General features: G+C 62.3%; 10 protein-coding genes. 5 read left to right on the top strand and 5 right to left on the bottom strand.

The window, feature by feature from the left end:
- Positions 1-48 precede the first annotated feature (48 nt).
- From EB835_RS08630 to EB835_RS08610, 5 genes are all read left to right on the top strand, one after another.
- The gene (locus EB835_RS08630; RefSeq protein ID WP_135809057.1) at positions 49-741 is read left to right on the top strand and encodes a phosphonatase-like hydrolase; all 693 of its coding nucleotides are present in this window, start codon (positions 49-51) and stop codon (positions 739-741) included.
- On the top strand, positions 738-1,802 hold the full coding sequence (locus EB835_RS08625) for an alcohol dehydrogenase catalytic domain-containing protein (RefSeq protein ID WP_240688643.1): 1,065 nt from the start codon (positions 738-740) through the stop codon (positions 1,800-1,802). The genes EB835_RS08630 and EB835_RS08625 overlap by 4 nt, the downstream gene beginning before the upstream one ends.
- Positions 1,803-1,931: 129 nt before the next feature.
- On the top strand, positions 1,932-2,837 hold the full coding sequence (locus EB835_RS08620; RefSeq protein ID WP_240688642.1) for a LysR family transcriptional regulator: 906 nt from the start codon (positions 1,932-1,934) through the stop codon (positions 2,835-2,837).
- A gap of 106 nt (positions 2,838-2,943) precedes the next feature.
- A complete protein-coding gene (gene kdgD / locus EB835_RS08615; protein WP_135809056.1) occupies positions 2,944-3,891 on the top strand; it encodes a 5-dehydro-4-deoxyglucarate dehydratase in 948 nt (315 codons plus the stop codon).
- A 111-nt stretch (positions 3,892-4,002) separates the two neighbouring features.
- The gene (locus EB835_RS08610) at positions 4,003-6,159 is read left to right on the top strand and encodes an aldehyde dehydrogenase family protein (RefSeq protein WP_135809055.1); all 2,157 of its coding nucleotides are present in this window, start codon (positions 4,003-4,005) and stop codon (positions 6,157-6,159) included.
- 222 nt (positions 6,160-6,381) lie between these two features.
- On the opposite strand, the gene EB835_RS08605 is transcribed toward EB835_RS08610, so the two are convergent.
- From EB835_RS08605 to EB835_RS08585, 5 genes are all read right to left on the bottom strand, one after another.
- A complete protein-coding gene (locus tag EB835_RS08605) occupies positions 6,382-8,031 on the bottom strand; it encodes a M24 family metallopeptidase (protein ID WP_135809054.1) in 1,650 nt (549 codons plus the stop codon).
- A gap of 119 nt (positions 8,032-8,150) precedes the next feature.
- The gene (locus tag EB835_RS08600; RefSeq protein WP_135809053.1) at positions 8,151-8,930 is read right to left on the bottom strand and encodes an ABC transporter ATP-binding protein; all 780 of its coding nucleotides are present in this window, start codon (positions 8,928-8,930) and stop codon (positions 8,151-8,153) included.
- A 13-nt stretch (positions 8,931-8,943) separates the two neighbouring features.
- On the bottom strand, positions 8,944-9,972 hold the full coding sequence (locus tag EB835_RS08595) for an ABC transporter substrate-binding protein (protein WP_135809052.1): 1,029 nt from the start codon (positions 9,970-9,972) through the stop codon (positions 8,944-8,946).
- Between the two features lie 11 nt (positions 9,973-9,983).
- Positions 9,984-10,832, bottom strand: a complete 849-nt coding sequence (locus EB835_RS08590; RefSeq protein ID WP_135809051.1) for an ABC transporter permease — start codon at positions 10,830-10,832, stop codon at positions 9,984-9,986.
- Positions 10,833-11,172: 340 nt separating this feature from the next.
- A complete protein-coding gene (locus tag EB835_RS08585) occupies positions 11,173-11,931 on the bottom strand; it encodes an HpcH/HpaI aldolase family protein (protein ID WP_168216675.1) in 759 nt (252 codons plus the stop codon).
- Positions 11,932-11,997: the final 66 nt, after the last annotated feature.

Raw genomic sequence — 11,997 nt, 5'->3', positions numbered from 1 at the left:
GCCATCCGCCTCCCCGGCGGGCAACACCGGAAGAGAAAGAGAATCGATATGACTGAACTTGCCGTCTTCGACATGGCCGGAACCACCATCGACGAACGTGACGAGGTCTACCGCGTCCTGCGCGAAGCCACCGAACGCGAGGGCGCGGACTACTCCGATGAGGTGTTCCAGAAGTGGATGGGCACGGAGAAGCACTGGGCGATCGAGAATCTGCTCCGCCTCGGCGGGGTCGAGGTCACCGAGGAGGTCCACGAGCGGGCTTGGCAGTGGTTCCGTGCCGAACTGCGGAAGACCTACACACAGAACCCTCCAAGTCCTCTGCCTGGGATCCCGGAGGCTCTGTCGACTCTGCGCGAGCGAGGGATCAAGGTGGGGCTGACCACCGGGTTCTCTCGCGAGATCGCCGATCTCATCTTCTCCACCATGGGGTGGGCCCCGGGTGAGACCTTCGACGTCTCGGTCACCGGCGACGAGGTGCCTGCCGGGCGTCCGGCACCGGATCTCATCAACCGCGTGATGGAGAGCATGGGCGTGACCGACCGGTCGGCCGTCGTCAGCGTCGGGGACACCTCGGCGGATGTGGAATCGGCACTGCGGGCAGAGGTGACAGCCGTCGGTGTCCTCACCGGTCACCTGAGTCGGGAGGACTTCGCTGCCGAGGGCGCACACCTCGTGCTTGACTCCGTGGCGGATCTGCCAGCGGCCCTCGCTGAGCAGGAGTCCGCGGCGGTCGCGAAGTGAGTGCCACCGCTGCTGCCAGTGCGTTGACGACCGAAGCCGAGACGACCCGTCGTTCGCAGCCGTTGGCTCAGATGTGGAACGGAGGTTCGGACTTCGAGCTCCGCACGATCTCGCGGCCGGCCTTGGGTCTCGGTGAGAGTCTCATCCGTCTGACCGCGGCCACGGTGTGCGGATCGGACCGGCACACGGTCAGTGGCCGGCGGTCGGGGGCGTGCCCTTCGGTGCTCGGTCATGAAGGCGTCGGCATCGTCGAGGAGACGAGGGGAGTTGTTCCCGTCGGCACCCGCGTGGCCTTCTCCGTCACCTCGGTCTGTGGGGAATGCCGGAACTGCCGTCGCGGGCTGAGCGCGAAATGCACTTCGGTGCGCAAGGTCGGGCATGAGTCGGCGGAGACCGACTGGCCGCTGTCGGGGACCTATGCCAGTCACATACATCTGCCGGCGGGGGTCGCGATCGTGCCGGTGTCCGATTCCCTGCCTGATGGCGTTGCCGCGACTGCCGGATGTGCGGTCGCCACGGTCATGGCGATGCTCCAGGCCGCTGGTGACCTCACTGGTAGGCGGGTGTTCGTCAACGGCATCGGCATGCTCGGGCTCACCGCGGTCGGGGTCGCGCGATCCCGCGGTGCCGCCGAGGTCATCGCTGCTGACCCGCACCCGCACCGCCGTCGTCTGGCCGAGCAGGCCGGTGCGGCGAAGACCGTCGAGCCGGGGACAGCTGTCGATGACGTCGACGTCGCGCTCGAGCTTTCCGGCGCCGAGGCGGGTGTGCGTTCGTGCCTCGGCTCACTCGGGATCGGTGGGACCGTGGTTCTCGCCGGCAGTGTGACGCCGGGACCTGAGGTGTCGATCGATCCGGAACAGATGGTGCGCGGGTGGCGGACGGTCACCGGGGTGCACAATTTCGAGCCGCATCATCTGGCCGAGGCCGTGGACTTCCTGGCAGGCGACGGTGCTCAGCTGCCGTGGGAGGACATCCTCGCCGGCCCGATCCCCTTGGCGGACCTGCCGACAGAATTCGCCGAGCCGAGCAGGGGCCTCCGCACAGTCGTCACCCCCTAATTGCTACGTGACGGCGGCTCAGCAACCTGGCGCCAGGTTGCTGAGCCGCCGTCGGGTAGTACGGAAGGCGTTGCCGACAGCTGAAATCTAGGTGCCGCACGCCCGATACACTGCTGAACAGTACAGGCAGTGGCCCCGGAAGAAAACGAGCGAGCGATGCAGTTCACTTTGGCACAGATCACCGGCTTCATCGCGGTGGCCGAAAACCTTCATTTCGGACGCGCTGCTGAAGAACTGAATATGACCCAGCCTCCTTTGAGCAGGCAGATTCAGAAGCTGGAGAAATCGATCGGTGTCCACCTCTTCGAACGCAACAATCGCACCGTCACCCTGACGCCAGCGGGCGATGCCTTCCTCGCAGAGGCCTACGGTCTGCTCGCCTCGGTCGAACGGGCCCCCAGGCGAGCTCAAAAGATCGCCGAGGGTTCGTGGGGTCAGATCACCATCGGGTGCACTGCGGTATCGACGTTCGGGGTCCTCGGCGGCCTGGTCTCGACCTTGGCGGAGCAACTCCCCGGCGTGAGCGTCGAGATCGCCGAAATGGTCACAGGCGAACAGGTCAAAGCGCTGTCGGAGGGCAGGATCGACATCGGCCTGGGCCGGGTCGGTCGAATACCCGAGACCATCGACGCGACCCTCATCCTGTCCGAACAGTTGGTTCTGGCAGTTCCCTCCGACCACGAGTTCGCCTCGCGCGAGTCGCTGGAGACGAAGGAGATCGCCGGTCAGCGACTGCTCATGCACGATGCGCTGAAGGCTCGATATTTCTACGATCTCACCGTCCGCTATATCGACGTCGAAGCCAACGAAGTTGCGCATTCGCTCAGCCAGATCCTGACCATCGTCAATCTCGTCGCAGCAGGTCGCGGCATCGCCGTCGTCTCAGAGTCCGCTGCGCGCCTCGGTGTCGAAGGTGTCACCTATGTTCCGCTGCGCGACGCACCGCAAGACGTCGTCGAGCTTCATGCGATCTGGAATCCGGAGTCCCGCAATCCGGCGCTCAAAGAGGTCCTCGCGTTAATTCGCGGAGAGTGAAAACGATACTTTCAAGGCATCAATGCATATCTAAATAATCTTGGACAGGAATCATTCCTCGTTCTTACAGTGGGATCACCATCCCGACTAACAAGGACGTCATTCCGTGGCCAACTACCAGCCTCAAGAACTCGCCGACCACCTCAAGGACGGCCTGCTCTCCTTCCCTGCGACCGCATTCCACTCTGACTTGTCAATCGATTCCGGCGCCTACTCCGACCACATCGCGTGGCAGTCTAGCTTCGACGTCGCAGGTCTCTTCGCCGCAGGCGGAACCGGTGAGGGATTCAGTCTCACTCCCCCGGAAGCGAAGCAGGTCGTGGGCCTGGCGGTCTCGAACTCCCGGCCCGAGGTTCCGGTCCTCGCTTCGGCAGGGGGCGCCACTACGCAGGCCGTGCAGAATGCGATCGATGCCGAGGCAGCCGGGGCAGAGGGCCTGCTCGTTCTCCCTCCCTACCTCACCGAATGCAGCCAAGACGGACTCTTCGAGCACGTATCCGCCATCTGCAGGGCAACGAAGATCGGCGTCATCGTCTACAACCGCGCCAACGCGGTCTACTCGCCCGAGACCGTTGAGCGCCTCGCCGACACCCACGAGAACTTCATCGGATTCAAGGATGCCCTCGGCGACATCGAGCAGCTGACGAAAGTCTATGCCCGCACCGGCGATCGTCTCTTCTACCTCGGTGGGCTCCCGACCGCCGAAGTCTATGCACTGCCGCTGCTGCAGCTGGGAATGAGCACCTACTCGTCGGCCATGTTCAACTTCGCACCCGAATTCGCTCTCGACTTCTACGCCGCAGTCCGCAGGCAGGATCGCGCCGCCGTGACAGAGAAGCTCAACTCCTTCGTCCTGCCCTACTCGAAGATCCGCGAGCGAGTCGCCGGCTACGGCGTCTCCATCGTCAAGGGCGGCCTTAAGGTCATCGGCCGCGACTGCGGACCGGTCCGGCCTCCCCTGCAGAACCTCACCGAAGCAGATCTGCAAGATCTCGAGCAGGTCATGTCCGCTGCCGACATCCGACTCGACCGCGCCGCATCCGCGGTCGCCTGAGCTGTCGAGTCTCCACGCAACCACCACTGAGACAGCCACACACCCACAGATCGGCGCCGATCGGCTTGAGCCGGTCGGCGCCGACATCGCTATCAGGAACAGAGGTCACTCATGACGACGCAGCTCACCACCACGACGACCGACTCGGACGTCGACACAGCAATCTCCGGCTCATCGATTGTCGCTGGTACAGTGACGGCGGGACAGGGACAGACCACCCGCGCGGTCAACCCGGCGACCGGCGAAACGCTGGAGCCCGAATACACCCTCCTCACCGAGGAGCAGGTATCGACCGCTATCTCTGTTGCACACGAAGCCTTCGCCTCGTACCGCACCACCGCACCGGAGATCCGCGCATCATTCCTTGAGAGCATCGCCGCCAACATCGAATCCGACGCACAGCGCATCGTCGATCGCGCCGGCCGGGAAACCGGTCTTCCCGCCGGCCGCCTGAACGGCGAGATCACAAGAACCGCCAACCAGCTGCGCCTGTTCGCGTCCGTCGTCCGGCTCGGAGATGCCCACGGCGTGCGCATCGACCCCGCTCTCCCTGATCGCTCACCATTGCCACGCCCCGATATCCGTCAGCGCAAGGTCCCTCTGGGCCCCGTCGCTGTCTTCGGCGCGAGCAATTTCCCGCTCGCGTTCTCGACGGCAGGCGGAGACACCGCTTCAGCTCTGGCCGCAGGCTGCCCCGTCATCGTCAAGGCCCACAATGCCCACCCCGGAACTAACGAACTGGTCGGTGCCGCCATCACACGCGCCGTCCGTGACAGCGGGCTCCACCCCGGCGTCTTCTCACTCGTCTACGGAGCGGGCGCCGAGGTCGGCCAGCAGCTGGCAGCGGACCACCGGATCACAGCCGTCGGTTTCACCGGATCCAGGACTGCCGGACTCGCACTGTCGGCCACCGCCGCAGCTCGCCCCACGCCGATCCCTGTCTATGCGGAGATGAGTTCGATCAATCCCGTGTTCGTCCTGCCCGGAGCGATTGCCGATGACGTCGCCGAGGTGGCCCAGGGCTTCTTCGGCGCAGTGACCGGGTCCTCCGGTCAGCTGTGCACCTCCCCAGGCATCCTCTTCGTTCCCAATGGCGTCCGCGGAGACGCACTCACAGCTCGCATCGCAGAGGATTTCGCCGCCGCAAAGGGCCAGACGATGCTCACTCCTTCGATCGCGACAGCCTGGCAGCGAGGCGTCGACCAACTTTCAGTTCAGCCGGGAGTCTCGACACTGGCGCAGGGGTCGGACGGAGAGACGCTCAATGCGCCCGGACCTCGTGTGTTCACGACGTCGATCAGGGACTTCGCGTCGAACAGGGATCTGCAGAATGAGATTTTCGGGTCCGCGGCCCTCGTCGTGCGCTACGACTCGACTGATGAGCTGGAACCTGTCGTCGCAGAGCTCGAAGGGCAGCTGACGGCGACGCTGCAGATGGATGAGCGGGACACCGGCGCGGCAGAGCCACTCGTGCGCGCGCTCGAACTCGCCGTCGGGCGCATCATCGTCAACGGCTGGCCGACCGGAGTCGACGTCGGCCATGCGATGATCCACGGTGGACCGTTCCCAGCGACCTCGGCTCCGCAGACCACCTCGGTGGGCGCAACTGCGATCGACCGCTTCCTCCGCCCGGTCGCCTACCAGAACATCCCCGAGCCGATCCTGCCTCCGGTGCTTCAAGAGGCCAATCCCTGGGCTGTGGCCCGGGTGGTCGATGGCCGATACACCACTGCACAGGACGGCGGCTCGGAGGCAACAGCAGCGGCAACCTCGGCAGAGTCCTTCGCAGACAGTGTGCGTCGCCGTCTCGACGCCCTCGGATTCGACCTGCCCGAGGCCAACCCCGCCAGCTATAGTTACAAGACGGTGACCGTCGCCGGCGAGTTGGCATTCGTCTCGGGGCAGATCGCCAAACAGAATGGAAAGGTACCTGTCCAGGGAGTCGTCGGCGAAGATCTGAGCGTTGACGATGGAATTGCGGCAGCTCAGTTGTGCGCGGTGAATCTCATCGCCCAGCTGGAGTCGAACCTCGGCCTCGACAATATCGAGACCATCGCCAAGCTCAACGTCTATGTGGCCAGTCCGGCAGCCTTCAGCAAACACCCCATCGTTGCCGAAGGAGCCTCCAAACTCCTCGTCGACGCTCTCGGGGACGCTGGTCGTCACGCACGCACAGCGCTGGGAGTACCCCGCCTGCCGGCGAACTCACCGGTAGAGATCGAAGCAGTGATCAAGCTCAAGAGTCCAGGTGAAAACCGCCCCAGCTGATCAGCTGCGAAGCTGACAGCACAAAAGGAGAGCGGTCCGGTCGATTCAACGACCGGACCGCTTTTCAAATCCCTGCTGACCTGAAGACAGCTACATCGCACGCTTCTACCATCTTCAATCTACGCAACGGGGCGGACACTCCTTTGTGGGAATGTCCGCCCCATTCAACTTACAAAGCGATGAGCGTCCTGCCGGGTGCGCCGCGAAGTGGAGAGGCCCGCCTCAGCGCTTCGAGAGGATGTAGGTTCGGTCAGACCCGATGTACCAGAGGTCCTCGGTGCCGATCGCCACATCACCGTACCGCCAAGGGATCTCCGCGGCGCCGAAGGATCCGACGTCCAGGACGTGCTTGTAGCCGGGGCGCAGCTCGTTGGCAAACGACTCCTGCTTGCCCATGAGGTGCCCGACGTTGCGCTTGCGGTATTCCGTGTTGAAGTCCACGTCCTCACCGAGCATGCCGATCTCGATCATCCGTTTGAGGTGGGATGCCAGATAGTCCAAGGTCCCCTCGTGAACCTCCTCGCACACGACGCCGGGGCGCAGCTGGCCGATGATTCCCTCGCGGACCACGTCGAAGAAGAACTCATAGGCCTCTTTGGCGCCGTCAGTGCGCGGAAGCGAGCGTGCCATGTCGGAAGTCGCCACAGTGATCCCGTCGAAGGTGATCCGCACACCGGCGTCGAGTTGGATGCACTTCGTGTCATCGTTGATCGGGAAGTCGACGGGAGGTCCGGGGAACAGCATTCTGTTCGAGGAATGCAAGTTGGTGAAGTACGGTTCGATCGCGAATGGAATCACGTTGTCGGTGCGAAATTCGACGATCTTGTCCACGTAGCGCGCGTAGATGTCTAGCTCGGTGAACTCAAGTCCCGCTTCCAAGGACTCCTCCGCCCATTTCAGAGCCTCTTCGATGGCGAAGACGCTGCACCTAGCAGCGACGATCTGGAACCCGAGGTCTTCGTGGTCACGAATGTCGCGCCAGTGACCGAGAGCGGTCGACAGCTCGCTGAGGACGGCGCCTTCGGATTCGAGTTCGAGCGCCAGTCCGGTTGCGATCCATTCCTCCTCAACGCCGATTTGATTACCATTAGCCAGTGCCACAGCTGCCGCACCGAACCCGGCGAAGCGGCCGATCGGAGCACCGGACACGCCGTGTGCGGTCTCCGGAGCGAGAACATAGAGTTTCTCTTCCTGAGTGGACCAAATCGCCAGTTGATCTTCGCTCTGCTGAGTTCCGACGACCTCGCTGAAGTTTGGCGGAGCGGAGATGATGACGGCATCGAGCCCGCGATCCTTCGCCATCGACTGCAGAGCCGAGTACCGAGTATTGGTCCGCGACTGGATCTCCTTGTCCAGTCCGTCAAGGTGTTCGACGTCGGCGATGAGCCGCGTCGCAGTCTCGGCTCCGAGCTCACGCCAGCGGGAGAAGCGTTCAAGAACCGCGGCGGTATCGATCTCATAGGCGACAACCGGAGTCGTGGGCTGTTTGTCGGCGACGACATCGAGGCTCCTCGACAACGTCGAGTAGTGCTTCATGACGACACCGGAGTCGAGACCGACCTGACCCCCTTCTGCGAGCTCCTCAACCAATGTCGAGAGTGATGCTGCGGCCGGTGTATCGGCAACAATTCGAGGATCGATCGTCACCCACGGCGCATAGAATCTCATCCGCTCCTTCGGCACCCCGGCGGACAGGGCGTTTCCCTGCTCCTGCTGACGAACAAGCAGCACCTCGCCGTCAGTCGTGTCGGCGACGATCGGTGCAACCAGGGGACTCGAATCAAGGCGAATCGCAGAGAACAGAAGGCTCTTCTGGGCATCTAGTCCGAACGAGTCTGCCAGACGCGTCTTGTCGGTTGTCAGTTTGATCATTGCGTTTCCAACTCCATATCTTCCTTGAGACGTGCTCGCCTCGTGCAATGTGCCTTGCACCGAAGGATCCCTGCCTGCCGTCCCTGTCGTGCGTTCGTCGGGCCGAACAGGCGGACCGCTCAGCTGATTCCGGCGGTGACGCCGATGTGGGATTCGATTTCCGCCACGTAACTGGCGAAGTTCTCTGAGAATTTGTGCTCTTTCGCGCGGGGACGTTCGATGTCCACTTTGACGTCGGCGACGATCCGCCCCGGACGATCGCCGACGACAACGACTCGATCTGCCAGCCAAACGGCTTCGGAGATGCTGTGAGTGACGAAGAGGACACTGCAGCCCGTGCGGCGCCAGATCCGCTGGATCTCGAAGTTCATCGAATCGCGTGTCATCGCATCGAGCGCGCCGAATGGCTCATCCATGAGGAGGATTTCGGGACGTGAAACCAACGCGCGGCAGATGGCGACGCGCTGTTGCATCCCACCACTGAGTTCGTAGGAGTACCGGGTCGCCTTCTCTCCGAGTCCGACCATGTGCAGCAGTTCCATGGCGTGGTCCTTGGATTCCGATGTGACGGCGTCACGAAATTCCAAGGGCAGGAGGACATTGTCGCGATTATTCCGCCAGGGCAGGAGGACCGGACTCTGGAAAACCATCCCGATGTCCTTGAGCGCGGCGCTGATCTCGCGTCCGCGGATGAGGATCTCACCTTCAGAGGCTTCCTGTAGACCCGAGATTGTGTTGAGCAGCGTGGTCTTCCCGCTGCCGGACTGGCCGACGATAGAGACAAACTCCCCCGGATTGACGTGAAAGTCGAGTCCCTTGAGGACGACGTTCTCCTGCCCGTCTCGCGAGGTGTAGGTCTTGCCGACGTTGTTGACTGAGATCGCATAGTCAGTGGTCATGGTCTTACTCCATTCACTTTGTAGGTGCCGCAACGTCTTCGTCATGGCGAATCGGGTCGATGTAGTCGTTCGAATAGATGTCGTCGACCGTGAGGTCGGTCGAATTCTCGAGACCGAGGAAGTCAGTGGCCACGCTCAGCATCTGCCCAACTCCATCGTCAGTCATCACACCGAACTGATCGTCTGACTTTCCGGTGGCCCAGTTCAATTCGCATTGCGACTTGAGCGCATAAGTCACGGTCTCCGGTTCGTACCCTTGGACTTCCTTCGTGAAGTCCTCTGCAGTCTGTTCCGGGTGGTCGCAGGCCCAGAGAAAGCCCTTCTGCATAGCGCGGTTAAACCGCTCAACTCGCTCGGGATCATTCTTCAGGGAATCATCCGAGACAACGATGCCGTTGCCGTAGAGGTCGATGCCGACGTCAGACCATTTGAGGATGTTCGCCTTCTCACCGAGTGCCATCAGAGCGGGCTCGTCGGAGACGTAGAGCGCTAGGTTCGCATCCCAACGATCGGCCAACAGGCCTGGAATCTTCGATTCGCCGGTGGCGTGGACGACATTGACGTCATCCTGCTTGAGGCCACTGCGTTCAAGCGCGAGCGGCCACATCGCCGTCATGGCACCGGCGCCTTCGGTGGCCACTGTCTTGCCCTTCATATCCTCCCAGGTTTCGATACCCGAACTCTCGAGTGCGATAGTCGCATATGCAGATCGGGCTTGAAGCAGGTTCACCTGCTTAACGTGAGCTCCTTTGCCCTGGCTGAGGATGGTCGCGCCGAAATCGGCCCATCCAGCGTCGACTCTCCCGGTTTCGACGGAAGTCACGGTGTTGGTCGAACCGGAACCCGGCATCAGCGAGACATCGAATCCCTCCTCTTCAAAGAACCCCGCAGCCTCCGCTGCGAAGAACGGTGCGTGCTTCGGCAGATAAGCGACGTCGACCATGAGGTTGAAGTCATCGAGTCCGTCCTTTGGCGTGCATCCTGTCAGAGCGACGACAGACAGCAGGAGCGGCGCAGCAAGCAGTTTCTTCAAGATGTGCATGGTTCCGCCTCTCACTTCGTGTAGTTCTTCCACGGCAGCAGCTTCTTCGAGATGAGGTCGATGATGAAGAAGAGAAGCAATGCGATCGCCGCAAGCACGATGAATGCTGCGAACATCGAGGGGAGGTCGACCTGTGAGTTCGCGAGAAGAATGACGTATCCGAGGCCCTTAGACCCCGCGATGAACTCACCGACCACGGCGCCACCGACGGCCAGCGAGATCGAGATCTTCGCCCCCGTGAAAATCGAAGGAAGCGCATAGATGAAGTCGATTTTCATCATCTTCTTCAGCTTCGAGGCACGATTGATGCGTGCAAGGTCTTGCAACTCGTGCGGCACGGAGTTGAGTCCGTCGAACGTATTGATGACGAGTGGGAAGAATGCGATGGCCATTGCCACGAAAGCCTTCGATTCGAAGCCGAAGCCGAACCAGACGATGAACAGCGGTGCTAGGGCGACTTTCGGAATCGTGTCGATGGCGATGAGCGCCGGATAGAGGAAGGGACGAAGGAAGGAAGCGTAATAGAGCAGCGCACCGCACAGAACGCCCAATGCTGTGCCTAGGGCAAATCCTGCGAGACCTTCCTGAAGGGTGGTGAGAGCGTTGACAGCGAAGTACCCCGGGTTCGTGAACAACTCCTCGAACGCCGAGATCGGACCGACAAGCAGATACTTCGGGAAGTCGAAGATGAAGACGGCGAATTCCCAGATCGCGAACAATCCGACGAGCCCGACAACAGCTTTGATTCCCGCTGTGAATGACTCAGGCTTGAGCCGAGATGCAGTCGGCGGAGCTGACGGCAAAGGGCCGGGCTCCACAGGTCGAACTGCATCGGTATCGATGCGTGGTGCTGTTGTCATCGGCGATCCCTCCATTGGGTTCTGGTCCATGAGCAGGTGTGGCATGGCATTTGTGACGTGGAACAATTGTGATGCGTTCCAGTATTCGCGACTCAACGATGCCTGTCCAAGATTGTTTTCGCATGTTTCGATACCCTGAGGGAATTGCATCAATGAGTATGCGCAAGCAGGAAAACTCGTGAGTTGAATAGAGAAACGCCAGGATACTTGGCTTACTCAAGAACATCCTGGCGCACCATAGCAACGTCGCACGCAACGCGGACCCACCCACTCCCCAGAACTACGTGACGGCGGCTCTGCAACCTGGCGCCAGGTTGCAGAGCCGCCGTCGGGTAGCAATTTAGGAGCGGGCGGTTGTTAGGTCCTCTCGGAAGGCTCGGCCCGCGGCGCCGAGGTCGCCGCATGAGGTGATGAAGCGGAAGCCCTGTTCCTTGCGCAGCGTGGCTTCTGCGCCGTCGCCGCAGTGGATCCCCGGGACGACGCCCGCAGCATTGGCGGCCGCACGGATGCGCACGAGCGCCTCGGAGTGGGCCTCGTTGTGCTGACCCGGCAGCGCACCGACAGCGAATGCGAGGTCCGAAGGGCCGACGTAGACCCCGTCGATGCCGGGCACCGCGCAGATGTCCTCAACGTTGGCCAGGCCGTCCTCGTTCTCGATCATCACGAACAGCAGCGGGCGTTCGGCGGTGGTGTCCTGCACGGCATTGTGCATGATCTCCGCTGTCGGCCCCCATGACCGGTCCCCGCCACGCGAAGGGTAGTCGAGGGCACGCACTGCAGCTTCCGCCTCGGCGACCGACGACACGAGCGGGACGATGATCGCTTCGACACCAGCGTCGGCGAGCGCCCCGATCTCGGTGAACCGGTTCGCCGCGACCCGCGCGGTCACGAGCGCATCCCCGCTGGCACGCACGGCATCCGTCAGCCGCAGCACATCGGTGGGCCGCACCAGCCCGTGCTGCAGATCGATGCAGACATAGTCGAACCCGGCCGCCGACCCGACCTTCGCGAGCTCCGCGCTCGTCGACATCATCCACAGTCCGTTGTAGGTCTCCCCCGCGCGCAGGCGGGCCCGATGGTTCTCAATCGCAGCAGTCATGACTGCATCGAATCACGGAATCCCACCCATCCACCAGGGTGCCCGATATCCGGATGATCCTCGCCG

Source organism: Brevibacterium sp. S22 (genome assembly GCF_004745485.1).
Lineage (GTDB): Bacteria > Actinomycetota > Actinomycetes > Actinomycetales > Brevibacteriaceae > Brevibacterium.
Note: the sequence above shows the minus strand (reverse complement) of the source record. Positions and strands in the feature narration are given on the sequence as shown.

Bases quoted from the DNA above. Each gene is read 5' to 3' on its own strand.
- EB835_RS08610 (WP_135809055.1), top strand. From the start codon at position 4,003: ATGACGACGCAGCTCACCACCACGACGACCGACTCGGACGTCGACACA.
- EB835_RS08585 (WP_168216675.1), bottom strand. From the start codon at position 11,931: ATGACTGCTGCGATTGAGAACCATCGGGCCCGCCTGCGCGCGGGGGAG.
- EB835_RS08630 (WP_135809057.1), top strand. From the start codon at position 49: ATGACTGAACTTGCCGTCTTCGACATGGCCGGAACCACCATCGACGAA.
- EB835_RS08595 (WP_135809052.1), bottom strand. From the start codon at position 9,972: ATGCACATCTTGAAGAAACTGCTTGCTGCGCCGCTCCTGCTGTCTGTC.
- EB835_RS08590 (WP_135809051.1), bottom strand. From the start codon at position 10,832: ATGACAACAGCACCACGCATCGATACCGATGCAGTTCGACCTGTGGAG.
- EB835_RS08600 (WP_135809053.1), bottom strand. From the start codon at position 8,930: ATGACCACTGACTATGCGATCTCAGTCAACAACGTCGGCAAGACCTAC.
- EB835_RS08605 (WP_135809054.1), bottom strand. From the start codon at position 8,031: ATGATCAAACTGACAACCGACAAGACGCGTCTGGCAGACTCGTTCGGA.